This is a genomic window from Sphingobium phenoxybenzoativorans, assembly GCF_001757355.1.
Taxonomy (GTDB): Bacteria; Pseudomonadota; Alphaproteobacteria; order Sphingomonadales; family Sphingomonadaceae; genus Sphingobium; species Sphingobium phenoxybenzoativorans.
The window spans coordinates 22,099-46,225 of the sequence record NZ_MINO01000011.1; the positions used below are offsets into that span (position 1 = coordinate 22,099).

A 24,127-nucleotide genomic window follows, 5' to 3' on the forward strand; every position below is an offset into this window, starting at 1 on the left:
AGGGAGCGCAAGCCCCTCCATAGCGCAGGATACTCCACCAGTGGTCGCGGCTCAAAGTGCTAGCCAAACCAGAGAGGAACCGCAGGTCGGCATCGAGGAGATCATCGTCACGGCAGAGCGTCGCGAAGCCAATGTTCAGCAAACTCCGATCGCGATCTCGGCGATTGGCGGCGAGACGCTGCAAAAGAAGCAAATAGTGGATATCGAAGCACTGGCAGGCAGGATGCCAAATGTGACCTTCGGTCGTCACAGCGGCAGTACGAAAGTCTTCATCCGCGGCATTGGCCTTGATGCCGTCGCTCCAGGCTCCGATCCGCGTGTGGCGATCTATACAGACGGTGTCTACAGCGCCCGCTCTCAGGTGGCATTTCTCGGCTTTTATGACATCGAACGCGTTGAGGTTCTGGCTGGCCCACAAGGAACGCTCTACGGACGCAACGCGACGGCAGGGGCCATCAACATTATCACGCGTGACCCTACCCAAACTCTTGAGGGGTATGGGACAGCGACGGTGGGAAATTATTCGCTGATCCGTACTGAGGGGGCGATCAGCGGGCCGTTGTCCGATAGCATCTCTGCACGCTTATCTTTCAGCACGGCCGATCGCGGTGGTTATGGCAAGAATATTCAGACCGGCGAGGATGTTGACGACGAGCACAGGCGAGCGGTGCGCGCGAAAATCAAGTTTGAAGCAAGCAGCGCTTTCAAGCTGCTCCTTGAGGCCGACTATTATCGCGCCAAAGATCACAACGGAGGCTATCATTATCTCAATGACTCTCCTGGCCATACCGCGTTCAGTATCACGCGCGGCTTCGAGAGGCCGGAAAATGTCAGAGACTATGCAGGCCAAGGGCCACTCCAAACCATCGTCAATTGGGGCGGATCGGCCACGGCGACATGGAACATTGGCGGACCTGTCCTCACATCAGTGACTGGGTACCGACGCTTCGAGCAGGATCTTGCAATCAGCAGTGATCTTACGACCTCGGGATATATTCCCAACTTCATCCGCGAACGAGCCAAGCAATTTACCCAGGAATTGCGGCTGACCCATTCGATCGGTCCGGTGGATATTCTAGTCGGTGGATATTTTTTCCGTGAACAAGGTTTTTCGGGGCTGCATGCGCTCCCGGCGCCGATCTTTTTCGGCCTGAACGATCAGCCTGGGCTTCCAAACACTGGGCAGCCCATCGGTGCGGTCTATGGAGGCAACCAGCTGACTAAGGCCTATGCCGCCTTCTCGCAGGCCACCATCCATGTGACCGACCGATTTGGTATCGACCTCGGCCTTCGCTACAGCTTCGAAAAGCGGAAAATCGTCGAGCATAATGTGTTCAATGTCACGCAACCGCTAAATCCTCTCCTGCCCTTCTTTGACCCCATCCCTAACCTCTCAACGGTGATTGCTCAGCGGGCGAGCTGGAAGTCCACGGATCCGAAAATCACACTGCACTATAAATTTGGCGATGGTATCTTCGGCTATGCAAGCTACTCGCAAGGGTTCAAAAGCGGCGGTTTCAATGCCGGTTTCCTTCAAGCTCCTTTCGACCCTGAAGACATCAAGGCATATGAAGTTGGCCTGAAGGCTGACCTCTTCGAGCGACGGCTGCGCGCGAATGTCGCAGGTTTCTGGTATGATTACAAAAATCTGCAGGTCAACGTCGCAGAAGGCGTGCAGATCATCACGCGCAACGCCGCCGCAGCCAGACTCTACGGTCTCGAAGGTCAGTTCACGGCGTTGCCGACTGACGGTCTGCGCCTAGAATTGAGCGCAGCGTGGCTGCATTCTGAGTATACCGATTATGTTTCGGGTGATCCAAGCTTCCCTGGCCAGGGAACGCCAGGCCTGTTTCTACCTAGCCCCAGTGGGCCAGTGCCGGCATTCGACCTGAGCGGCAATCAGCTCGCTTATGCGCCAAAGTTCAAGATCGATGGTGAGATCGGGTACACTTTCCAAATACCCCAAGGGCAAGTCACTCCACGCCTGAATGTCCTATGGGTGGACAAAGTTTATTTCTCGCAATTCAATCATCCTTGGGTACAGCAACCAGCCCGTACAGAAGTCAATTTCTTCCTCGATTATGCCTCGACCAAAGGCGACTGGACGGCGACAGCCTTCGTGCGAAATTTAACGAATAAAACCTATACGGTGGCGTCGACCGTATTTTCCGATTTCATCGGCTATCAAGTAGGCGGCCAACTCGGTGCACCCCGAACCTACGGCATCTCAATTACGAAGCGTTTTTGACCAGAGGATCAAGCTTCAAAAGCGCCAATTGAGAGCCGTTGCGCGCCGGATTTTGGCCAGGCTTAGAACAGTCATGTTGGGGTTTGAGCTCATCTCTTCGCGTATCGTAGTGCTCTACTGACTGCCCGATGGCGCCAGTAAAATCCCGCGCGACCACATTGGCGTATTATGGACTGAAGGGGAAAAACAATGAGCGTTTCGAACGGATCAGCCATTATGACGCTGGCCATTTTTACGATCGTCCTATTCACTCAGATCCTTGCGATTTCCACATTGCCCCGGACCGAGGGGTTCATGAGCTTCTCCTGGACATCGCTGTGTCTAGGATTGTACTTTCTATCCTTCTGGGGTCTGGCCCATATGATCCATAAAGGCCTTCCGCTCAGTCTACTGGTGCCGATGCTCGCCGCGCTGGTACCACTAGCCACGATCGCGATCGGCGTGATCTTTTACAAGGAATCGGCTTCTCTCCTGAAGATCCTGATGCTCAGCCTGGCTTGCGGCCTCATCGGAGCAGCCAGCGCCGCTAAGTGAACGCGGCATACCAACATCTTTAGGTTCTGTTCACGACAGCAATTTGGGCAGGAAGCGCGAGTTTAGGGTGGCGAGACTTTATAGATAGATATCCGCATTTTATCAGGCACAAACCTGTCCGAGTTCTTCGATCAAGTGACTTGCCGAAATAAGGTCGTGCGTTGCAAACCCTTCATTGAATCGACTCAGCACGGCCTGCAATCGTTGCCCAGCTTCAATGTTCTTGCCCTTTTCCAGGAAAAGCCGCGCCAGCCCGAGCTCAGCGCGTAATTCCCAAGAAAGCGCACCCTGCACGCGTGCAAGTTCGATCGCTTCGAGATAGTTGGCTTCGGCCAAACCGACGGCACCATCTTGAAACTCGATCTCCGCACGGATTCGCAACCATTCCGGTAAATCGTACGATCCGCCAATAGACTTAATCTGATCGATCCGAGCCTCAACAATGGCTCGCGCTTCTTCCGCGCGGCCCATTTCACTGTAGGCTCTGACAAGAGACCGCGCGAATATGGCCCCGTACACTCCATATTCGCGTGCGCGCAGCTGGCTCAGAGCATGGGCCAAATGATCGGTCGCTTCGATGAAACGGCCTTTCTCAAGTAAGGTTTGCCCGGCAAAACCTAACGCAACGGCTTGATACGGCACCATTGAGTAACGTCGCGCCTTCTCTTGCAGCTTTGCACCGACCTGATCAGCAGACGCGGGGTCACCAATTTCACGAAAGATAATGGCGGCGGAAGCCAGGCCCATGCAGGAGAATAGGACGGACGGGAAATCTGTGCTGATGAGCTTGGCAGCCTGGATGGCCTGATCAGGAAATCCCCGCAGCCACAAAGTAATGGAGAGGCCGATCCATGGGTCCCCAACAAAGGCATAATCCGACGGACTGACAGGATCGGAAGTCTGGCGTTCCCTTATCACCTGCTCGAAAAGTTTCTGAGCCAACGGCTGGTCCCCGGTCAGGGCATATGCTGTCGCAATCATTTGCACGGTGCTTGTCGCGCAATGTGGCTCGTTGATGATGGCGGACAATTGCTCGAGCCGCTGGGCAAGCGGCATCAGATGATTGAATTCGCCACTGTTGATGTGCAGAAGCTGTAAGCAGTATGTGAGGCGATATTCTATACGGGCATCTTGAAGGTCACGAGCGATAACCAAAGCGCGCTCAATCGCCGCACGAGCCCGATCGCCATCAGCTTGGATCATAATCAGCACTGCGCCGTAGCCCGCATCGAGGTCCATCGCGAGCCGTCCGCTGCGTTCGTCCTCGGTCAGTAGCGACATAGCCATTTCGGTCCATCGCACGGCCTCGTCGAATAGCGACAGCGGGATAAGGAAGCGGCCACAATAAGCAGCGATACTTAGCGCCGTTTCACGATCTCCTTCCTCGGAAAACGCCCAGGGCAACGCCGCGCGCATATCGCCCAACAGGTCGGTTCCCGCGACCGTTTCTCCGACCAGCGCCATGCCATTGATATCGAACTTCCCAAGTTGGTCGGCGACATATCGTGCATGTCGGAGAGCAACATCAGCTCGGCTACCGCGTTCGATAAGCTTGGCGTGGACGAAAGCACGTGTCGTATCAAGCAAACGATACCGTGTCGTCGCGCCGTCGGGATGGACCGATATCATTGATTTCGCGACGATGTCCTCGAGGACTTCTCCGATGAAATCGCCAAGCACCGGACAATCGTGCATGATTGATCGGCCTGCTTCGACCGTGAAAAAACCCGGGAAGATGGAAAGGCGCTCAAGTGCGATCTGCTCTGGCTCCGAAAGGAGCTTGAAACTCCACGCAAGCGTCTCATACAGCGTCTGGTGACGAGGCATGGCGCTACGCCGACCTCTCCATAGCAGTCGGAAATGCCCATCTAGCAGTCGCGCAGTTTCGGCGAGGCCATGTTGACCAGCGCGACTTGCCGCGATTTCTATGGCAAGCGGCATGCCGTCGAGTGCACGGCACATCTCGATGATCAGCGAGGCGTCACTATCGCTGAGTTCAACCTTCAGACCAGCCGCTGCAGCGCGCTCAACAAACAAGCGGGCCGCTGGATAGTCGTTCAGTGCCGAGACGGAGATGTGTTTATCTGCAGGTGGGAGGTCGAGCGGAGTAAGATGGACAACATGCTCGCCCAGCGCGCGCAAGGGTTCTCGGCTGGTTGCCAAAATTGCCACCCCTGGTGCAGCTTCATAAACGGCCTCACCTAGAGCTGCCGCTGGATCGATGACATGCTCACAACTGTCAAAGACGATGAGCGCACGCATTTCTCGAAGAAAGGCCAGAATAGCTGGGACAGAATCTCTCGTGTCGACAAGGAGTCCCAGTGCCGAGGCGAGCGCACCGGCAACGAGAGTTGGATCAGTCAGCGTCGACAAGTCCAGGAAAATGACATTGCCGTCGAACTCGCTTGCTAAGGTCGACCCGACGCTGGTTGCTACTGTCGTCTTCCCAATCCCGCCAGGGCCGTGAATTGTAATGAAACGACGGTTCCGAAGGTCAGCGGCGACCTGTTCAACAACGACATCACGTCCGATCATGCTTACAGGCGGGCGCAGTAGTCGCTGTCGACGCAAACGTGCAGGTTCAATGATAAATGGTACGGGCGCTATCTCCACCGTATTTACGGCGGCTACAAAACAGTAGCCCCGCCCTGATACGTTGGAGATATACCGGGCCCCGTCCACACCGTCACCGAGCGCTTTGCGCAGCGATGTGATCTGGAAGCGCAAACTGCCCTCGTCAATGGTAATGCCATCCCACACTCGCGCCATTAGTTCGCGCTTGGTAACGACCTGACCAGCCCGTTCGACAAGCGCAATAAGTAACTCGAGTGCACGCCCCCCAAGCACTACTTCCTGCCCGCCCCGCTCTAGCAGACGCGCGTCGGAATGCAGGCAAAACGGCCCGAAGCGAACCGGCTCTTTTATGATATGATCCAATCCCCTCCCCTCGCACCTTGTCCCGCAGGCTTCCAACTAAACTGTCAGCGCAGACCTAGCGGCGCTGGTTCAATCCGCCGTCGAACGGGTCTTATTTTGCCCATCATTACAGGCACCGTTCTTATGCCATTCTGGCTTATGTTTAATAGCTTATGCAAGAGTGTGTTCCGTGCTGGTCAACAGAGTAAAATATGCCAGCTATGGCCGCCCACAAGATTGAACGAAACGACGGGAGCGCGGAACTCGTGCTTCTAGGCGTCAACGCCTCCGACATGCTCGCGGGGTTGCCACAGATCACCAATCAGCAAATCGGCGCTCAGTTTGTTGGAACGCAGAGGAGATCAAACTGTGTTAATCACAAACGACGTCGCTGATTTTGATCCTCACCAAGTCGCATCCGCGCGATTTGCAATCGATGGCTCGATCAAAGCGGGCCCAATCTCGGATTCATCTGTGCGCGCTGGGAGGCGGTTCGCAGCAAGCAAGTCCAACATATCTTCGATGCAAATATCACTGGCAGCGGTCATAATGTTGAAAGGAGCCTTCATAACGGATTTTAGCGTGGCGTTCGCCATGGAGCGAACAGCCTCCACTGTGTCGGCATGCGATTAAACAACCGCCTCGTCGCCGCTGATAACCAGAGTTCGAGCAATCGCGCGCGGCAAATATTCGGTGAGGTCCATAGTAGGGACGAACCGCAAGAAATGGGCTTGGGCCGTGAGATCAAACCGCCCTTGCTGCGATATGTACCACTCACGCATTGCTGGACCCACATCAGCGGGCAAACGATGACCGTTTGTCGCGCTCGCCCACGCTTCCGAACCTTGTTTGTCGTCAATTTGCGCCCAACTCTCCCAGCCCACGGAATATCCAGGCTTGTGAATAACGCCGGGAAGGACAAGGCTCCATACAAGCTTTGGATGTGTCCGCGAAAACCACGCCGATTGCCCATGAGAGCCAAGCCATGACAAAATGCGTTTTAGTAATCCCCAGGCTATTGGTGAAGTCAGCCAATTCATCAGCGAACGCCTGCACCGACATTTCAACATTTTCGGGCAACGGCGATGCATTGCCGTGACCGCGCTGATCCAGGGCAAATACATGATATTTCGTCGAGTTATGCTAGCCAGCGATACCAGAACTTCCTGTTCTTGGTGAAGCCGGGTACTAGGATTACGGTCTCTATGGGAGCGGGCGGCGTGCCATCGCACTCATCATATGCCAGAATGCCCTCCGCCCTTATATTTATATATTGAACCATATCCCATCATCTCTGCTCATGGTTATCGCGACTTATGAAATCGGCCAATTGGTCGCACAAGACACGAAAGAAATCAGTTCCATCCATGATTATAAGACCCCGCGATTGCGCATGGCATAGCAGTGGGGTTGCCTCAGACTAACGACATCCGCTACTGCCATACCGGGTTCAAACTGCTTCATATCAACCGGCAAGGCGTCGTCCGGCTTGATCCCCAAAGGTGTTCCGTTAATCACAATGTCGAACCCTTGCGGATTCCAGGAACCCCGCAGCATTTTAGTCGACAGAGCCATGTCATGTAATCGTTCAACCAGAGCATCGCTGCGATTTTCATTGGTGTCATAATCAGCAAGCGCATCAACACCAGATCGCATGAGTTCATAGGCTATGGCAGCGCCGACGCCGCCGGCACCTACAAGCAAGACTCGCCTTCCCGCCGGATTCATCCCACGGGTCTTCATTGCCGAGACAAAAGCGATCCCGTCGATCATGTCGCCGTACCACCCCGCCGTAGAACGCCGGATCGTCTCACCCTGCCATTGAGTATTAATCACCCAATATGGGTTGATCTGTCGTTGACCTTTTTACCATTCAGTCATGAACTGTGGCGCACTCCGGGGGGCGGAGTAACGAAGGGGGATCATTATGAAAGTAGTAATCGCGACGGCTTCGGCCGCCTTGTTTGGCGTGTGCGTTACGAGTGCTCAAGCGCAGAGCGCAGTTGCATCAACACAACCCGAATCGCATGCGGTGGTGGCTGGTCCGACAACTTCGGCAGTTATCCTCGCCGCACCAACAGAGAGCATTGTGCGGACAGGCACTCCGATCGCTCTTAAGACCAGCGAACCGCTAACAACTGAAGGCAAGAAGCTGAAAGTGGGGCAACGGATCCAGATTGAGGTAGCCGAGGCAGTTATGCTCAACGGGCAGACGGTGATTGCGGTTGGCAGTCCTGGGCAAGCCGAAATTACTGACGTCCGCAACAAGGGTATGTGGGGCAAATCCGGCCGCATTAATGCCCGCGTGCTCTATGTTCGTGCCAATGGTCGCCAAATCCGTATGACCGGGCAATTCGATGATAAGGGTGTCACTGGGACGGCAGGGGTTGTGGCAGCTATAGCTTTTGTTCCAATCGCAGGTTTCATTACGACAGGGACAAGCGCGAAAATACCGCTTGGGTCACCTGTTAAGGGCTTTTTGGACGAGGACTTAACGGTCGCGTTCGTACCAGCCACGCCGGCCGCACCCATTGTTTTGCCGGCGGGCGCAGTCGCCGTGGCTCCTGCAGTAGCCACGGTGGGAGCGCCACCCGTCACACCGACTGCTTTGGTTCAGACCATCAAACCATAGGTTCGGCATGGGATTTCGAATGGCGGCCATTCTGGGGTTAATGTGCGCGACTGGAACGTCGGCCACACCCTTTTGCTCGCGTGCTACATTTCCTGATCTGACAATCGCTCTCCAGTCGGGCTGCTGTTCGCACCACGGCGGGGTCTGCGGTTGCTCCGGTGGACGGAAGAAATGCTGCGATGGAGAATTAAGCCCCAGTTGCGTTTGCTAGCTGTGCTTCGGCAGGCATGGGCATGATTATGACAGCGCCCCTAACTTGCGCGCCGAAAATTGTGTCCACGCCTGTCCAGGCCCACTGCTTCCGAACACGGAGAAGAAATATGCGTTTCACGATATTTGCCGCCCTAAGCATCGTTATTTCAGCGCCGGCACTCGCCAAACCCGTATCCGTACCGTCCACCGCATTAATCAACGAAGATATCGGCATACCCGTATTCCCCTACGACATCACCGATCGTCCTTACCGGATCATAGGACCGGTGAAAGCAGGCGTACGGAAGGCGACTATTTTCAGCCAATCACCCTCGCAAAGAAAAATCTATGAGGAACTGTGGGAGCGCGCCCAGAAGCTTGGAGCTGATGCCGTAGTCAAAGCCCAATATGGCGATGCCCACGTCACGGCGTTCAGCTGGGGCAAGGCAAATGCAACGGGCGTCGCGATCAAATTCCTGCCTTCCGAAACAGTCACCGAAACAAAGACGGCCAACTGACCATGACGCGTATCGTGAGCTTGGTAGCTCTCCTCGCAACAATATCGGGAATCCAACCCACCTTTGCACAGGAACTACCTCCTCAAGCCAATGCAGCGCCTACGGTACCAATGGATGCAGCGCCTCGCTGGGTTCGCGGCACAGAGATCGAACTTATGGTGGTCAAGGAGGTTAACAGCCGCACGGCGAAAGTCGGTGATCGGTTTAAACTTCGTGTCAACGCCCCGGTCAGCGTAGATGGCGTCGCCATAATTCCCATTGGCGCACCTGCCTGGGGCGAAATCATCTCTGTTGGCGCATCAGGCTCGGCAGGCGGCGGGGGCAGGCTTGGCGCGCGCCTGCTCAATGTCGAAACACGCTGGGGCCCCTTACCGCTGTCCGGCACAAGAGGGACCGAAGGCTCGTCCAACACAGCAGGTGTCGTTCTGGGCGTGCTTGGATTTGGCCTGCTGGGTCTTTTGAATAAGGGTGGAAACGCAACGCTTAAGGCCGGTGATATTTTCAAAGGTTATATCGCCGAGGGAGAGGCACCTGCTTCCGCACCGCTCACTATTCAAAGCTAGCGATCCCTACTCGCCGTTTAGAGACGAAATTTTCACGCAGAGTTGCAGACGGTCGGTCTATTTCGTCAACAATGCGAGCCGGAAAGATTCGAAATTTTCGCAGATCGTTCGCAATCTCAGATCTCACAAGGCGAGCAAATCGAACTTCATCTACCAAGGCTATGCCGAAGACATACGAGGTGGCTTCCGCATCACCGACAGGGGGCGAATGTTCATTTTGAGCCACTTTATCTGAGCCTAATTCCGAATTGGGTCACCAATGTATATAGGCCCCCTATTTATTCTCAGTATGTCGGAATTTGGGACCCTTCCGTGATCAGCGGCATTAGCACCGCATCCCAAATCTTCACTCAAATATTCTACGCTGGTTGCGAGACGCCGGGCGTACTGAGCTATTTTTCTGGCCGTGGTTCTTTAGGCAGGGGTTCGGCTAACTATTCCGGTACAACCTCAGAATGCTCACCGGGTTCTTTAATGTTAGCACCAGGTCAAGAGGTGCTCACAGTGGCAGGCATGCAACTCCCTACGAACAGAGGAGGTTTTGCAGACGCGTCAAGTACCTTTAATGTTCGGCTAGGAGACAATCTGACAGCTGAAAAGATCAATGTTCTCAACAATTGTTTGGCATCGGTGATCTTTGCTGTGCCCGAACCTTCTACGTGGGCTATAATGACCCTTGGATTTGCCGCTATTGGTTTCGCTCTCCGTCGGCGCAGGGTAAGGGTGGCCTGCTTCAAAACTGACACGATCTGCTCAACCGAAAATCGCTGATTCTTCATCGACGTAACTCCCTCCAAAAAGGAAATGCGCCGAAAATACTAACTTACCGTGTGGAAAAATTTTCCCCGATCACCTCATTCGCTCGACTGCCATGCCAGAATGAAATTCTTGAAACTTTCACTATTTGAAAGTATCTGGAATTTTATGAGCACTCTCGCTTCGAACCTGTCCGATGGAAAGCTCGCCGGCCGCATCTTCGATGAGCGGCAGTTGGCGGAAGCAATCGGCGGCAGTGATGCGCGACGGTATGCGCTCGTAAACCGAGCGCTGAAAGACGGTACACTCGTCCGGCTGAAGCGTGGTACCTACCTCTTCGCACAATCCTCCAGTGCCAAAGCACCTCATCCTTTCGCGGTGGCGCAGGCTCTACTTCCGGGCAGCTATGTCTCGTTTGAGACCGCCCTCTCTTACCACGGCTGGATTCCCGAGGCGGTCTACGTGACGGCAAGCGTGACGCCCAGTCGCAAGACGCTCGAATTTGAGACACCGGTCATGGGGCACTTTTCCTATCATCCGCTCGCCATCCAGAAATACCAGTTTCTGGTCGGCGTGGAGCGACTGAAATTGGGCGCCCTCACCGCATTCGTCGCCACGCCGTTGCGCGCACTTCTCGATCTCGTCGCGCTACGCAAAAGTGGCTGGACGGACCTCGGCTGGCTGACACACGGCTTGCGTATCGATGAAGACCATCTGCGCTCACTCAAAGCAAAAGAGTTCGCGATGCTCAGAGGCGTTTACAAGCACAAGGCGGTCAACGATTTTCTCCGATCGCTCGAGCTTGGCATCAGTGCCGGTCGCTCTGCGTCATCTGGAACATCGTAATGATCGAGATGTTGCAGAAGAAGCTCCGTGACTATGACGCCGCCAACGCCGTTGAAGAGGAGAATGCGACAAAAGAGATAATGCAGGAGATCGCACTCTATGCTCTCTGGCGCGCCGATTTTTTCGATGTCGCCCTTTTCCAAGGCGGCACGAGCCTGCGTATTCTGCATGGACTCCCACGTTTTTCGGAAGATCTCGATTTTTTGCTGCGAGCACCCGATGCAGCTTTCCGCTGGTCCCCCTATCTCACTGCCCTGGTCGAAATCTTCGCTCAGTTCGGCCTCAAGCTCGAAGCGCAGCCGAAGGAAAAGATGGACAGAGCGGTGCGCGAGGCGGTCCTCAAGAACGACTCAATTGCCAGCCAGCTCAACTTGCGTTTCGCAGGATCGAACAGCGCCAGGGCGATCAAGATCAAGCTTGAGATCGATACCAATCCTCCGGCGGGTTCGGGAGAAGCCACGACCTTCCTCGACTTCCCCGCCGACTACGAAGTGCGGCACCAGGATCTGCCTTCCAATTTCGCGCTCAAGGTTCATGCCTTGCTCTGCCGCCCTTATCTCAAGGGTCGCGACTGGTTCGACTTTTCCTGGTATGTTGCAAATCACGTTCCCCTGAACCGGTCGCTGCTTGCCAGTGCGCTGCGGCAGGCTGGCCCATGGCAGGGCGATCCCGAAATGAACTACGGCGGCGGATGGCTGGTCGATACCTTAAAGGATAAAATCAGTTCCATCGACTGGAGCGCCGCGGCAAGCGATGTCGCTCGCTTCCTCCGTCCGGACGAGGCCAAATCTCTCTCCCTTTGGAGCGAGCGCTTCTTTCATGCAAAAGTGAGCCAGCTCGCCAGAGATGGCAGAAAATGAACCCCTGAAGGTAGGCACCCCGCCCGGCGAGATCGAACCGACGGATGTTGTTGTCCCTTAAAGATTTGACAGGCCCTCATGGGTTGAAAGTTGATAAATTCGCGCGGCGATATGCAGCCGAAAGCCCGGTGCGGATGCACGCGATTATAATGATCGAACCATCCTGGCAGTTGCTCGATGACAGCGCGGGCGTTGGGGTGCAGGCTGATACTGCTTCTTACTCAGGATTGGAGCCGACCTCTTATTCATCCAGATCGCAGTAGCCGTTATGGAGAGCGCGACGACAGCAACACCAAAACGTGACACAAAAAAAGGCCCGGCCTTCAACGAAAGCCGGGCCATGAGAGGGAGCCCAACAAAGGGGCTTCCTCGGGTCGCAAGAACAGTTTTGCAAAAACCGGTTTAGTTTTGGTTATTGGCCCATCCAAATTGGGGGAAAAATTTCAGGCGAAGGGGATCAAAATTCCTGAGCTGCCCCCCGCAAGTCTTTGACGAACATTGCATATTCCTCCTCGGCGCGGCCACGATCATCAATCCGCAGCAAATAGCTGGGGTGGACGGTTACTCGCCCTTCCCCTCCATCCGCCAGCCTGTGCGGCTTCTCGCGCGAGGCGGATATCGTCACTGCTTTCCCCAACATGGCTCGCGCGCCCGTCGCGCCCAACGCGATCGTCATCGCCGGCCGCACCAGTTCGCGCTCTCTGTCATACCACCAGCGGCACGCCTCTATTTCTCCGGCATTCGGCTTGGCGTGCAGCCGCCGCTTTCCACGCTGTTCGAATTTGAAATGTTTGACGGCATTGGTGACGTAGATTTTTGCGCGATCGATGCCGGCCTCCGCCAGCGCCTTGTCCAGCAACTGGCCAGCCGGCCCGATGAAGGGTCGCCCGGCAATATCCTCCTGATCGCCCGGCTGTTCTCCCACCAGCATCACCTGCGCATCGACCGGCCCCTCGCCGAACACCGTCTGTGTGGCGCAATGGCGCAACGGGCAGCGCGTGCAGGACATCGCTTGCGCGCGCAAGGCGTCCCAGGCGACCTGGCCATTGCCGCCGACCTGCGTTCTGGACAATTCCACCATGCTGCGCTCCCTTGCCTGTGCGCCCGCGACCAGGCCGGGGATCAACGCGGTTTCGGGCATGTTTTTCCAGTAGCGCTTCGGCATTTCCTTCAGCATCGCGCCGATTTTCATCCGCGCCGGATTGAAAATCGATCCGTAATAAGCGCGCCATATCTCCTCGACCGGATCATCATCGGGCGCATCCGCGCGCGCGCCGCCCGGCCCCTCTGACAGCATGCTGCCGTCCCAATGGATCGATATATCCGGCGTCAGGATCGACCAGCGCATGGTGGCGAACCGCCGGACGAAGAAACCGGCGTTGGTCCGGACGATATGGTGCTCCGGCTCGAACCAGGCGATGAAGCGGCTCCCTTCATCCGTCTCCACTTCGCGAAAGCGCACAAAGGCGCGCATCTTGTGCATGTCGCGGCGCACCGCCTTCGCCATATCCTCCAGCCGCCTTACTGCCGGGTCCGCCCGATCCTCCAGCATGGCCGGATTGCGCCGCAAGCGGAGCAGAGCGCCATAAAGCAAGGCAAAGCGCTGAGGATCGCTGTGGCACACGACCGTCCGAGCGAGGTCCACAAAACCGCGCGGCACGAAAAAGGCGGCCGCCCTCTCTCCGGAAACAACGGCCGCCGCTTCGGCGAACAGATCGTCCGTCTCCTGCCCGGCCCGCCAGATCGTCGCATGCGCAGGCACATCTGCCGATGCAAGGGCGCGTGCGGCGTCCCGCCATTCCTCGAAATCATCCTCCCGCTGCAGGTCGATCCGCCGCATCGCCCGGCCCATCAGGCAGCGAACAGTTCAAGCTGTTCGGCCCGCGGCGTCAACAACGCTTCCAGATCGGCCCGGTCCGTCAGCGCAGACGGCCGCCAGTCCTCCGCCAGCAAGAAAGGCCGCACTTTCGCCAGCGATACGGTTAATCGGCCGACATCGGCGAGCCGCAACCGCCGCCAGCGCCGCGCGGACAGGATCGCATCGACCGCCTTCACGCCAAGCCCCGGCACCCGCAACAGCATGTCCCGCGGCGCGCGGTTGACGTCCACCGGAAAGCGGCCGCGAAATTTCAACGCCCAGGCCAGCTTCGGGTCCATGTCCAGCCGCAACATGCCCGCGTCATTCGTCGCGTCACGCACATCGCCCGGACTATAGCCGTAAAAGCGCATCAGCCAGTCCGACTGATACAACCGGTGTTCGCGCATCAAGGGGGGACGGCGCAACGGCAGGATGGCGCTGGCGTCGGGGATGGGGCTGAAGGCGGAATAATAGACCCGGCGGAGATTGAACCGGCCATATAGGCGGTTTGCCGTAGTGATAATGTCGCCGTCATTGGCGCTGTCCGCGCCAACGATCATCTGTGTCGATTGCCCGGCGGGCGCGAAATCCGGCGCGGAGCGAAAGCGTTTCCGGGCGTCATGGCCATCCTCGATGTCGCCTTTCATCGACTGCATCGCGCCCTCGATCCGGGTGGAGGATTTTTCCGGGGCAAGGCGCGACAGGCCCGATGCTGTGGGCAATTCGACATTGATGGAAATGCGATCGGCATGAAGGCCCGCCTGGCGGATCAGGCCGGGATCGGCGTCGGGAATCGTCTTGAGATGGATATAGCCGCGAAACCCGTGATCCTGACGCAGCGACCGCGCAACGGCTACCACCTGCTCCATCGTATAGTCCGGATCACGGATGATCCCTGACGACAGAAACAGCCCTTCGATATAATTGCGGCGATAGAAATTGAGGGTGAGGTTGACGACCTCCTCCACCGTGAAGCGGGCGCGGCGGACATTCGAGCTGCGACGGTTGATGCAATAGTGGCAATCGAATGTGCAACTGTTGGTCAGCAATATCTTCAATAGCGAAATGCAGCGGCCATCGGGCGCATAGGAATGGCAAATGCCCATGCCTTCCGTCGATCCAATCCCTTTATTTTGCCCAGCGGAATCGCGCTTGACTGTGCCGGACGATGCGCAGGATGCATCATATTTTGCCGCATCCGCCAGGATTTCGAGCTTCTGCAGAGTGTCGAGCTGCGCCATAAGTTCTTGTTATGTTCTGCGCACCTCTTTGTCCACGGTGAATGGCTTGATCTGAAGCAAGGGAAATTAAGCCGGGTAGCGGCTCGTCAGCGGCAGGCGCCGATCCGCCGGCCTTCCATCGCAAAATCGAATGGCGCACTGTCGGCAATGCCCTGCGACTGGATCTGTACCAGCCGGGGAGTTTCAATACGCAGCGCGGTGCGGCCGCTTCCGGCGGCGGCGCAATCATAAGTGACGACCACCTGGGCCGCCGTGTCGGTTACGACAAACCGGCTGCAATTGCGGCCCGGATGGCGCAATTGCAGAAGCTGCCGCGCATCGGCAAGGCAGATATGCCTGATCTTCCCGCCTGGCTCCCGGCTCCGCAATTCCCAGTCGCCGGTTTCCAGAGTGCTGAGACCGCCAATGACAGGCGCTTGCAGCGGAGCGGCCACAGCTCCGCCCGCTGTCATCATGATGGCTGCATAGACAAAAGGCTTGATCGCGATACGCACCGCTCAATATCCATCCTGCCGCCGGCCTGTTCTTCCAGGTCCTGCGAAACCGCGCCCTTCTTGATGAAGCCTGCATTAGGCCCCGATTACGGCAATTTCATAGCAGGAATGGCACGTTTCGCCTCAATTGCAAGATTTGTGACGCCGCCGTATCGGTTTGGACCGTATCGTTTCGGGCCAGATAAAGCCAAAGTCGGGCCAGTGGTCCTGCCGATTGTCAGTGCTGAAAACTGAGCAGGGGGATGGGGAAAATGCGCGAACAGAAAGCGCAGTCGACCTTTATATCGCCATTCTCATCCGCCATCGCCTGCCGCTCATCTGCGGGGAAGCGGCTGATCACATCCCGGATATGATCGATATTGCAGCGGCACCCCTTGGTGATGGGTAGCGGCTCGGTAACGCGGATTTCGCCCTCATCATGGAACAGCCGCCACATTATGTCGGTCAGCGGCAAATCCCTGTCGCTCAGTTCCTCATCCTTGACGGTCTCCGCCAGCACCTGAACATGCTCCCATTCCGGGTGATCATGCCGGACATGGAGCCGCTCCCGGCCCACCTCACCCTCCGGCAGATGCTGGAGCAGCACGCCCGCCGCCACGCAGCCCTGCGCATCATGGCGGGTAGCGATCTGGACGAAGCTGGGTATCTGCTCCGACTGGAAGAAATAATGTTCGGTGGCCTTGCCCAAAGAATGGCCTTCCAGCGGCACAATGCCCTGATAGCGCTCACCGGTCGCCGCCTGGTCGAAGGTGATGGCCAGATACCCCTTGCCGAACAGCCCGAACAGGCTGGGATCAGCGCCAAGCTCCGCCAGCCGGTCTCCATCGAACTGGACATAACCGCGCACCTGCCCGCCGCGATAGTCGACGACAAGCAGGCTGACGACGCCATTTTCGGTCTGGGCCTGCATGGTCAACTGTCCATCCGCATCCTTCAGCGTGCTGCCCAGCAGGGCGGACAGCACCAGCGCCTCGGCGAGCAGGCGCTCTATCGGCGGCGGATAGCTGTGCGCGGCCAGAACCTCGTCCAGCACCGGGCCAAGACGCACGATCCTGCCCCGCACATGCCGCGAGGGGATGGTGAAGCCCAGGGTCTGATCGAGGTCGGGGGCGGAACTCAAGGTATATCTTTCTCCCCTCCCTGGAAGGGAGGGGCCGGGGGTGGGTCCGCCGCATCAGCGGCGGCTCATCATAGCAAGGACAGGACGTTCGCTTCGCTCACGACCCACCCCTGCCCCTCCCTTCCAGGGAGGGGAGAGAGAAATATAAGGCCGCGCTACAGCTTTCCAAGCGCCCAGAGCAGAACCGACTTCTGCGCATGCAGGCGATTTTCCGCCTCGTCCCAGATCAGCGACTGCGGCCCGTCGATCACTGCCTCCACCACTTCCTCGCCGCGATGGGCGGGCAGGCAGTGGAGGAATTTGGCGTTGGGCTTGGCCAGCGCCATTAATTCGGGCGTCACCTGATAGGGCATCATCGCGGCGAGCTTGTTGTGCACATGCTCCTGCCCCATCGATATCCAGGTGTCGGTGACGACGACGTCCGCGCTCGAGGCCACTGCCTGCGCGTCGCGCGACAGGGTGATTGTCGCGCCACGCTTCTCCGCCTCCTCGCCAAAGCGCGGATCGGGTTCATAGCCCTGCGGCACGCCGTAACGCACGTTGAACTTCATGAGGCCCGCCGCCTCGATGATCGAATGCAGGACGTTGTTGCCGTCGCCCAGCCACGCCCATTCGGAACCGGGCAGGGCAACGCCATGCTCGACAACGGTCAGCAGGTCCGCGACGATCTGGCACGGATGCGACAGGTCGGTCAGGCCATTGATGACCGGCACGGTTGCGTGCGCCGCCATCTCCTCGATCTTGGCATGATCATCGGTGCGGATCATGATGGCGTCGACCATGCGGCTCAGCACGCGGGCGGTGTCGGCCAGCGTCTCGCCACGTCCAAGCTGCATCGACCCACCGTCCATAACAATCGAGGTGCCGCCAAGCTGGCGGATCGCCATATCGAAAGACACGCGAGTACGAGTCGAGCTTTTCTCGAAGATCATCGCTAGCGTGTAGCCTGCAAGCGGCGCATCGGCATCCACCCTGCCCTTCGGCCAGCCCGCGCGCGCAGCCTTTCGGTCGATGGCATCCGCGATCATCGCGGCGATGGCGTCGCCGCCGGCGTCGGACAAGTTCAGGAAATGTCTGGTCATGAATCCCCCTTCACCCGTTCGGGCTGAGCCTGTCGAAGCCCTGTCCTGTTCTTCAAGGAAAAGGGCAGTCCTTCGACAAGCTCAGGGCGAACGGTGAAATTACTCTCAGGCCGCCTTTGCTTCGAAGTCCCGCGCGCCAGCGGACAGCTTCTCGATGCATTCGGCGATGTGGCTGTCCTCAATGACAAGAGGCGGCAGGATGCGGACGACATTCTGTCCGGCCGATACCGTCAGCAGTCCATGATTGTCGCGCAGATGGCCGACAAAGGCACGCGCATCGGCGCTGTGCTTCATCTTCAGCCCAAGCATCAGGCCCATACCGCGCACATCCTCGAACAAGCCGTCATGGTTGGGAATAAGCTGCTCCAGCGCCGAACGCAGACGTGCGCCCTTCACCTTGACGCTATCGAGGAAGCCATCGGCCAGCACTTCGTCGAGCACCGCGCTGCCGACCGCCATCGCTAAGGGACCACCGCCGTATGTAGAACCATGCGTGCCAAATTCCATACCCTTGGCCGCATTCTCTGTCGCCAGGCACGCCCCCATCGGGAAGCCGCCGCCAATACCCTTGGCCACCGCCATGATGTCCGGCGTGATGCCATATTGTTCATGTGCGAAGAAGGTGCCGGTGCGCGCATAGCCGCACTGCACTTCATCCAGAATCAGCAGCAGACCCTTCTCATCGCACAGCTTACGCAGGCCGGTCAGGAATTCCTTCGTGGCGGGCGTGACGCCGCCTTCACCCTGCACCGGCTCCAGCAGGAAACCAGCGGTGTTGTCATCGACCTGCGCGGCGGCAGCCTCCAGATCGTTGAACGGCACCACGGTAAAGCCTGGCAGCAGCGGTTCGAAACCATCGCGCATCTTTGGCTGGCTGGTCGCGGAAATCGTGCCCAGCGTGCGCCCATGGAAGGCGTTGTCGAAGCTGATGATCTTATGCTTGTGCGGATTGCCGTCAGCATAGTGGAAGCGGCGCGCGGTCTTGATCGCGCACTCCACTGCCTCCGCGCCGGAGTTGGTAAAGAACACCGTATCAGCGAACGTATTGTCCACCAGCCGTTGCGCAAACGCCTCGCCCTGCGGACTGCCATACAGGTTCGACACATGCATCAACGTCGCCGCCTGATCGGCGATCGCCTTCACCAGTGTCGGATGGCCATGGCCCAGCAGGTTGACCGCGATGCCGCTGGCGAAATCCAGATAGCGCTCGCCGCGCTCACCGATCAGGTAGCAACCCTCGCCTCGCACCGGACGCACATCGCACCGGGGGTAAACGGGCATGAGCGGCGTGATCGACATGATACCTTCCCTTCTGGAACTTGCGTTGTACGTCCAAACGCAAAAAGGCGGCCCCCGCCGGGCCGCCCTTTGCGAGCGCCGCCTATACCGGGTGCCGCGAACAAGCGCAACACCGGCAGAGGGGAGGCGCGGGACGCCACCTGTCGCAGCCCGTAAACGCCCTGCCCTCGTCAAGACCCGCTAAACCGGCAGACCGCCGCACGAAAGGGGACGGGCGCTGCCGTTTCGCCCTAAGCCACGAAGATCACTGAATTTCTACATCAGCCCTCCGCGATCCACGAGGGCGTCAAAGGCTGCAGTTCACCCGCCCATGAAATTTTCCCGCATCTTCGCCTCCACCACGCACGACATGGCCATCGATCTTGGCACGGTAAATACGGTCATCCATGTCCGCGACCGTGGCATCGTCCTCAATGAGCCGTCCGTCATCGCGCTTGAGACCAATAACGGCATCCGCCGCGTGAAAGTCGTCGGCAATGAGGCGAAATTGATGATGGGCAAGACGCCAAACAATATTCAGGCGATCCGCCCGTTGCGCGATGGCGTCATCGCCGACATCGACGTGGCCGAGCAGATGATCAAGCATCTGATCGACAAGGCGCTGGGCGGCCCGGCGCGCCTGCCTCGGCGCTATGAGGTGGTGATCTGCGTCCCATCCGGCTCCACGATGGTCGAACGCCGGGCGCTGCGTGACGCCGCCTCCAACGCTGGGGCGTCGCGCGTACAGTTGATCGAGGAACCCATGGCCGCCGCCATCGGCGCGGGATTGCCCGTCACTGAACCGGTCGGGGCGATGGTCGTCGACATAGGCGGTGGGACCACCGAAGTCGCCGTCCTGTCGCTAAGCGGGATCGCCTATAGCGGCTCCGTGCGCATCGGCGGCGACAAGCTGGATGATGCCATCTCATCCCATATCCGCCGCATGCACAATATGCTGGTCGGGGAAATCACGGCCGAGCGCGTGAAGCATGTGATTGGTTCAGCGATCATGCCAGCCGATGGCGGAGCGACAATGATCGTCAAGGGCCGCGATCTGGTCAACGGAAGGCCCGCGGAAGTAACCGTGACCGAAGCGGAGATCGCCAACGCCCTGGCGGAACCGGTCTCGCAAATCATCGGCGCGGTTCGCTCAGCCCTGGAGGCGACAGCGCCGGAATTATCCGCCGACATCATTGAGGAAGGCATCACCCTGACCGGCGGCGGGGCGCTGCTTCGCGGTATGGATGTGGCCATTTCCGACGCCACCGGCCTGCCAGTGACGGTGGCGAACGACGCCCTGATTTGCGTTGCGATGGGGGCGGGACAGGCGCTGGAGTTGCCCAGCTATGCTGCGGTCCTCGCCGCAGCATAATGCCGGAGGAGCAGCAATATCGAATATCCTTGGCCACCCCTTACCCAGAATCGCGGTCTAAGCGCTTTGATCGATTTGATAGTTATCAGTGATGAAGGGGGATCGTTTCACACTGTAATGATTTGAGCTTAATCTGGGTGCGGAAAGACATCGGAGAGGAGTTCGATCATGGACGCAAAAACGAGCGGCAGCCCACTTAATGATCCGTCAAAAAAGCCAGCGGCGCTGAGATCGCTTCTCGGCAGGACGAGCAGAGACTGGTGGCCCAACCAACTCTCGCTGGAAATCCTTCATCAGAATGGCCTCACAGGCAATCCGATGGGCGATGACTTCGATTATGCCAAAGAATTCAACTCTATAGATTATACGGCGCTCAAGAAAGATTTGACGGCGCTGATGACCGACAGCCAGCCCTGGTGGCCGGCCGATTACGGACATTATGGCCCCTTCTTCATCCGCATGGCCTGGCATAGCGCGGGGACCTATCGCACCGGCGACGGGCGCGGCGGCGCTTCATCCGGCACGCAGCGCTTCGCCCCGCTCAATAGCTGGCCGGACAATGCCAATCTGGACAAAGCGCGTCGCCTGCTCTGGCCCATCAAGCAGAAATATGGCCGGAAACTGTCCTGGGCCGACCTTCTGATCCTGGCGGGCAATGTCGCCATCGAGTCGATGGGCGGTCCGGTATTCGGCTTCGGCGGCGGACGCGAAGATGTGTTCGAGCCGGAAAAGGACATTTATTGGGGCACTGAGGAGTTCTGGGTCGGCCAGGAGGGCAATGAGACCCGCATCCAGCCCGACAAGGACATGGCGCTCGAAAACCCGCTGGCCGCAATCCAGATGGGCCTCATCTACGTCAATCCCGAAGGACCGGGCGGCAATCCCGATCCTCTCCAGTCGGCCCGCGACATTCGCGAGACATTCGCGCGCATGGCGATGAATGACGAGGAGACCGTTGCGTTGACGGCGGGGGGTCATACCTTCGGCAAATGCCATGGCGCGGGCGATGCATCCAAGGTTGGCGCGGAGCCGGAGGGCGCCGACATCGCGCAGCAGGGCCTGGGCTGGCAGAGCGGCCATGAAAGCGGCGTTGGCGATCACACGATCACCAGCGGGCTTGAGGGCGCATGGACGCCGACGCCGATCCGCTGGTCCCACAACTATTTCCGCATGCTGCTCGAATATGATTATGAGCTGGTGCGGAGTCCCGCGGGCGCGCAGCAGTGGCAGCCCGTCAATCAGAAGCCGGAGGATATGGCGCCGGGCGCACACAGCCCCAACCGCCGCCTGCCGACGATGATGACGACAGCCGACATGGCCTTCAAGATGGACCCGGAATACCGGAAAATCTCCGATCGCTTCTATAAGAACCCGGATCAGTTCGCCGATGCTTTTGCGCGGGCCTGGTTCAAACTGACCCATCGCGACATGGGGCCGAAGGTTCGCTATCTTGGGCCGGAAGTGCCGGCGGAAGACCTGATCTGGCAGGACCCGATTCCTGCGGGGCAGGCGCTGGACGATGCCGATGTCGCAACACTGAAAGGCAAGATCGCCGCATCGGGCCTCAGCGTTGGTCAGCTCGTAAAGACCGCCTGGGCGTCCGCATCCACCTTTCGCGGATCGGACAAGCGCGGGGGCGCCAATGGCGCGCGCATTCGCCTGGCCCCGCAGAAGGACTGGGACGTCAACGAGCCAGCGGAGCTTGCCAAGGTGCTCAAGGTCTATGAGGGCATTAAGGCGGAGTCCGGCGGGAAGGTCAGCATAGCCGACCTGATCGTGCTTGGCGGTTCAGTGGGCGTCGAGAAGGCGGCGAAGGATGCCGGGCATGATGTCAGCGTGCCGTTCACATCCGGCCGGGCCGACGCAGACGATGCGCAGACCGATGCAGACAGCTTCGACCCGCTGGAACCCAAGGCTGACGGATTCCGCAATTACCTTTCGGTACGCTTCAATGTGCCGACGGAGGAATTGATGATCGACCGGGCTCAGCTCCTTGGCCTCAGCGCGCCGGAGATGACGGTGCTTGTCGGCGGGCTTCGCGTCCTTGGCGCCAATTATGAAGGCTCGCCGCATGGCGTGCTGACCGACCGGCCCGGCAAGCTGACCAACGACTTCTTCGTCAACCTGCTCGACATGGGTACGGCGTGGAAGGAAGTGGACGATCGCGGCGACGAGGTTTTCGTCGGCACCGACCGCGCAACGGACAAGGAGAAATGGACCGCCACCCGCACCGACCTGGTGTTCGGCTCCAACTCTCTGCTCCGCGCACTGTCGGAAGTCTATGCGGCAAGCGATGCGGGGGACAAATTCGTCACCGATTTCGTGGCCGCATGGACCAAGGTGATGAACGCCGACCGTTTTGATCGCGCCTGACCTGCGCGCCCGCTTCACCCAATAGAAAGGCGGACTTCCGGGGGGTTGCCGGAAGTCCGCCTGCCCGTATCATGCAGCGGGCATTATGTTGATCATTTCACCTTGGCCAGCGCGGCATTCATCCGCTTGGCTGCGAAGGGGGGAAGCTTGACAGCCTTCGCCGCGGCGACGTCGGCGGGCGTAACCTTCCCCACCTGGATCAGGGCGACCATGCCCATGGAATAGTGCGGCATGCATTTGATGCCGTAGAGACCCGTTTTCGTGACCGTGATCACCGCCTCCTTGTTCATTCCGCCTTTCATTGGCGTGACGCCCGCCGGCAGCATGGTCGGCATGGTTTCGGCATTATGGCTGGGATCGGTAGGCATGAAATGGATGACGTCGCCGGGCGCCGCCTTCACGAACGAGGGTTCAAAGACCATCGCGCCTTCCGCACCCTGATTCTTCATATGCACCACAATATCCTTGGCCGACGCAGTGAACGGAGCGGCGGCAATCAGCGCGGCCGCCAGAGCGGCGGGCAGCATGAGGTTCCTGGTGGGGGACGAGGACATAGTTTCTCCTAAAGCATTTTGGCATCGCCGATTGCCGCCATGCTTCGGCCGGGCAGCCTTCCGCCGCAATTGGTCTTTGGTCCTAACGGGATACGGGCGTCGCATTGACCAGCGGCAAATCCATATCCCGCCAGCCGTCCGTCCCCTCGGCCAGCCACCAGACATTGGTGTAGCCAAGCGCGCGCAATCGTCGCGCGGCGTTCCAGCTCATCCAGCAATCGGCGAGACAGAAGGTGACGATCATCCGGTCCTTCCGCCCACGTGACAACCGCGCGACGCCCTGCGCAAACCAGTCCGCGAAACCGGACGCCAGTTCGCCCCGCCCGGTTTCCGGGAACCAGTGCGCGCCCGGAATGCTGGGGCGCGGCTGCGCCAGACGCCATTGTCCGTCCGCCTCGCGATGCCCGCCCTCCGCCGGAAGCACGTCAATGAACAGCGCATCCCGGTCTGGCCGCAACTGCGCCGCGGCCGCCGGGGCGATCCTTCCGACACCCTCAGGCGCATGGGGCACTGGCGCGCGATAATGGGCGATCCGGTATCCGTCGGCGTTAAACAGTTCCTCGCCGGGTTCTGCGCCTATCGCCACAGCCGGGGCGAGGATCAGGGCCAGAATGGTCAGCGCCTTCCACATCGTCTATCTCCAGACCCAAGGTGCAATGGTAGCAGCCCGGCAGCGGCTGTAATCATGGA

At 58.6% G+C, this 24,127-nt stretch carries 22 protein-coding genes; 10 read left to right on the forward strand and 12 right to left on the reverse strand.

Features of this window, described 5'->3' with window-relative positions:
- Positions 1-40 precede the first annotated feature (40 nt).
- Positions 41-2,248 (forward strand): TonB-dependent receptor, encoded by a 2,208-nt coding sequence (locus tag BHQ40_RS08105; protein WP_070154699.1) that lies wholly within the window; start codon positions 41-43, stop codon positions 2,246-2,248.
- Positions 2,249-2,437: 189 nt separating this feature from the next.
- Positions 2,438-2,782: a DMT family transporter gene (locus BHQ40_RS08110; protein WP_070154701.1), complete on the forward strand. Its 345-nt coding sequence runs from the start codon at positions 2,438-2,440 to the stop codon at positions 2,780-2,782.
- Between the two features lie 102 nt (positions 2,783-2,884).
- Here the strand turns inward: BHQ40_RS08110 and BHQ40_RS08115 are convergent, their stop codons facing one another.
- The 4 genes from BHQ40_RS08115 to BHQ40_RS08125 all read right to left on the reverse strand — a co-directional run bounded on the left by BHQ40_RS08115 (position 2,885) and on the right by BHQ40_RS08125 (position 7,471).
- On the reverse strand, positions 2,885-5,719 hold the full coding sequence (locus BHQ40_RS08115; protein WP_070154703.1) for an ATP-binding protein: 2,835 nt from the start codon (positions 5,717-5,719) through the stop codon (positions 2,885-2,887).
- Between the two features lie 383 nt (positions 5,720-6,102).
- Positions 6,103-6,294: a hypothetical protein gene (locus BHQ40_RS27040; protein WP_171905801.1), complete on the reverse strand. Its 192-nt coding sequence runs from the start codon at positions 6,292-6,294 to the stop codon at positions 6,103-6,105.
- 33 nt (positions 6,295-6,327) lie between these two features.
- The gene (locus BHQ40_RS25645) at positions 6,328-6,738 is read right to left on the reverse strand and encodes a hypothetical protein (protein ID WP_139139233.1); all 411 of its coding nucleotides are present in this window, start codon (positions 6,736-6,738) and stop codon (positions 6,328-6,330) included.
- Positions 6,739-7,069: 331 nt separating this feature from the next.
- Entirely contained in the window at positions 7,070-7,471 is a 402-nt protein-coding gene (locus BHQ40_RS08125; protein ID WP_070154707.1) for a Rossmann-fold NAD(P)-binding domain-containing protein, read from the reverse strand.
- 154 nt (positions 7,472-7,625) lie between these two features.
- Between BHQ40_RS08125 and BHQ40_RS08130 the strand changes: the two genes are divergently transcribed.
- The 6 genes from BHQ40_RS08130 (at position 7,626) to BHQ40_RS08150 (ending at position 12,065) form a co-directional block, all read left to right on the forward strand.
- A complete protein-coding gene (locus BHQ40_RS08130) occupies positions 7,626-8,330 on the forward strand; it encodes a hypothetical protein (protein ID WP_070154709.1) in 705 nt (234 codons plus the stop codon).
- 320 nt (positions 8,331-8,650) lie between these two features.
- Complete coding sequence (locus BHQ40_RS08135) at positions 8,651-9,040, forward strand: hypothetical protein (protein WP_070154715.1); 390 nt, start codon at positions 8,651-8,653, stop codon at positions 9,038-9,040.
- A 2-nt stretch (positions 9,041-9,042) separates the two neighbouring features.
- Positions 9,043-9,603, forward strand: a complete 561-nt coding sequence (locus BHQ40_RS08140) for a hypothetical protein (protein WP_139139234.1) — start codon at positions 9,043-9,045, stop codon at positions 9,601-9,603.
- Positions 9,604-10,116: 513 nt separating this feature from the next.
- On the forward strand, positions 10,117-10,374 hold the full coding sequence (locus BHQ40_RS26845) for a PEPxxWA-CTERM sorting domain-containing protein (RefSeq protein ID WP_290438422.1): 258 nt from the start codon (positions 10,117-10,119) through the stop codon (positions 10,372-10,374).
- A gap of 153 nt (positions 10,375-10,527) precedes the next feature.
- Positions 10,528-11,205: a type IV toxin-antitoxin system AbiEi family antitoxin domain-containing protein gene (locus BHQ40_RS08145; RefSeq protein ID WP_070154719.1), complete on the forward strand. Its 678-nt coding sequence runs from the start codon at positions 10,528-10,530 to the stop codon at positions 11,203-11,205.
- Positions 11,205-12,065, forward strand: a complete 861-nt coding sequence (locus tag BHQ40_RS08150; protein ID WP_070154721.1) for a nucleotidyl transferase AbiEii/AbiGii toxin family protein — start codon at positions 11,205-11,207, stop codon at positions 12,063-12,065. Before BHQ40_RS08145 ends, BHQ40_RS08150 begins: the two co-directional genes overlap by 1 nt.
- Positions 12,066-12,522: 457 nt before the next feature.
- Here the strand turns inward: BHQ40_RS08150 and BHQ40_RS08155 are convergent, their stop codons facing one another.
- From BHQ40_RS08155 to BHQ40_RS08180, 6 genes are all read right to left on the reverse strand, one after another.
- A complete protein-coding gene (locus BHQ40_RS08155; RefSeq protein WP_070154845.1) occupies positions 12,523-13,905 on the reverse strand; it encodes a UdgX family uracil-DNA binding protein in 1,383 nt (460 codons plus the stop codon).
- A gap of 11 nt (positions 13,906-13,916) precedes the next feature.
- Entirely contained in the window at positions 13,917-15,164 is a 1,248-nt protein-coding gene (locus BHQ40_RS08160) for a putative DNA modification/repair radical SAM protein (protein ID WP_070154723.1), read from the reverse strand.
- Positions 15,165-15,250: 86 nt separating this feature from the next.
- Complete coding sequence (locus BHQ40_RS08165; protein WP_246524744.1) at positions 15,251-15,658, reverse strand: DUF3617 domain-containing protein; 408 nt, start codon at positions 15,656-15,658, stop codon at positions 15,251-15,253.
- A gap of 217 nt (positions 15,659-15,875) precedes the next feature.
- The gene (hslO, locus tag BHQ40_RS08170) at positions 15,876-16,778 is read right to left on the reverse strand and encodes an Hsp33 family molecular chaperone HslO (RefSeq protein ID WP_070154725.1); all 903 of its coding nucleotides are present in this window, start codon (positions 16,776-16,778) and stop codon (positions 15,876-15,878) included.
- Between the two features lie 155 nt (positions 16,779-16,933).
- Positions 16,934-17,860 carry an ornithine carbamoyltransferase gene (gene argF / locus BHQ40_RS08175; protein WP_070154728.1) on the reverse strand — a complete coding sequence of 309 codons (927 nt, stop codon included), beginning with the start codon at positions 17,858-17,860 and terminating at the stop codon, positions 16,934-16,936.
- A gap of 105 nt (positions 17,861-17,965) precedes the next feature.
- Positions 17,966-19,159: an aspartate aminotransferase family protein gene (locus BHQ40_RS08180; RefSeq protein ID WP_070154730.1), complete on the reverse strand. Its 1,194-nt coding sequence runs from the start codon at positions 19,157-19,159 to the stop codon at positions 17,966-17,968.
- 310 nt (positions 19,160-19,469) lie between these two features.
- Here BHQ40_RS08180 and BHQ40_RS08185 point away from each other — a divergent pair, with 310 nt between their 5' ends.
- Together BHQ40_RS08185 and katG are read left to right on the forward strand one after the other, a co-directional pair.
- Positions 19,470-20,510 (forward strand): rod shape-determining protein, encoded by a 1,041-nt coding sequence (locus tag BHQ40_RS08185; RefSeq protein WP_070154732.1) that lies wholly within the window; start codon positions 19,470-19,472, stop codon positions 20,508-20,510.
- Positions 20,511-20,678: 168 nt separating this feature from the next.
- Positions 20,679-22,883, forward strand: coding sequence for a catalase/peroxidase HPI (gene katG, locus BHQ40_RS08190; protein WP_070154734.1), 2,205 nt, complete (start codon positions 20,679-20,681; stop codon positions 22,881-22,883).
- 92 nt (positions 22,884-22,975) lie between these two features.
- Here the strand turns inward: katG and BHQ40_RS08195 are convergent, their stop codons facing one another.
- Together BHQ40_RS08195 and BHQ40_RS08200 are read right to left on the reverse strand one after the other, a co-directional pair.
- Positions 22,976-23,410, reverse strand: coding sequence for a pseudoazurin (locus BHQ40_RS08195; RefSeq protein ID WP_139139237.1), 435 nt, complete (start codon positions 23,408-23,410; stop codon positions 22,976-22,978).
- Positions 23,411-23,519: 109 nt separating this feature from the next.
- The gene (locus BHQ40_RS08200; RefSeq protein WP_070154737.1) at positions 23,520-24,068 is read right to left on the reverse strand and encodes a rhodanese-like domain-containing protein; all 549 of its coding nucleotides are present in this window, start codon (positions 24,066-24,068) and stop codon (positions 23,520-23,522) included.
- Between the last annotated feature and the right edge of the window lie 59 nt (positions 24,069-24,127).

Coding starts and splice junctions, on each gene's coding strand:
- BHQ40_RS08110 (WP_070154701.1), top strand. CDS start 2,438: ATGAGCGTTTCGAACGGATCAGCCATTATGACGCTGGCCATTTTTACG.
- BHQ40_RS27040 (WP_171905801.1), bottom strand. CDS start 6,294: ATGGCGAACGCCACGCTAAAATCCGTTATGAAGGCTCCTTTCAACATT.
- BHQ40_RS25645 (WP_139139233.1), bottom strand. CDS start 6,738: ATGAATTGGCTGACTTCACCAATAGCCTGGGGATTACTAAAACGCATT.
- BHQ40_RS08125 (WP_070154707.1), bottom strand. CDS start 7,471: ATGATCGACGGGATCGCTTTTGTCTCGGCAATGAAGACCCGTGGGATG.
- BHQ40_RS08130 (WP_070154709.1), top strand. CDS start 7,626: ATGAAAGTAGTAATCGCGACGGCTTCGGCCGCCTTGTTTGGCGTGTGC.
- BHQ40_RS08135 (WP_070154715.1), top strand. CDS start 8,651: ATGCGTTTCACGATATTTGCCGCCCTAAGCATCGTTATTTCAGCGCCG.
- BHQ40_RS08140 (WP_139139234.1), top strand. CDS start 9,043: ATGACGCGTATCGTGAGCTTGGTAGCTCTCCTCGCAACAATATCGGGA.
- BHQ40_RS26845 (WP_290438422.1), top strand. CDS start 10,117: ATGCAACTCCCTACGAACAGAGGAGGTTTTGCAGACGCGTCAAGTACC.
- BHQ40_RS08145 (WP_070154719.1), top strand. CDS start 10,528: ATGAGCACTCTCGCTTCGAACCTGTCCGATGGAAAGCTCGCCGGCCGC.
- BHQ40_RS08150 (WP_070154721.1), top strand. CDS start 11,205: ATGATCGAGATGTTGCAGAAGAAGCTCCGTGACTATGACGCCGCCAAC.
- BHQ40_RS08155 (WP_070154845.1), bottom strand. CDS start 13,905: ATGCGGCGGATCGACCTGCAGCGGGAGGATGATTTCGAGGAATGGCGG.
- BHQ40_RS08160 (WP_070154723.1), bottom strand. CDS start 15,164: ATGGCGCAGCTCGACACTCTGCAGAAGCTCGAAATCCTGGCGGATGCG.
- argF (WP_070154728.1), bottom strand. CDS start 17,860: ATGACCAGACATTTCCTGAACTTGTCCGACGCCGGCGGCGACGCCATC.
- BHQ40_RS08180 (WP_070154730.1), bottom strand. CDS start 19,159: ATGTCGATCACGCCGCTCATGCCCGTTTACCCCCGGTGCGATGTGCGT.
- BHQ40_RS08185 (WP_070154732.1), top strand. CDS start 19,470: ATGAAATTTTCCCGCATCTTCGCCTCCACCACGCACGACATGGCCATC.
- katG (WP_070154734.1), top strand. CDS start 20,679: ATGGACGCAAAAACGAGCGGCAGCCCACTTAATGATCCGTCAAAAAAG.
- BHQ40_RS08195 (WP_139139237.1), bottom strand. CDS start 23,410: ATGCTGCCCGCCGCTCTGGCGGCCGCGCTGATTGCCGCCGCTCCGTTC.
- BHQ40_RS08200 (WP_070154737.1), bottom strand. CDS start 24,068: ATGTGGAAGGCGCTGACCATTCTGGCCCTGATCCTCGCCCCGGCTGTG.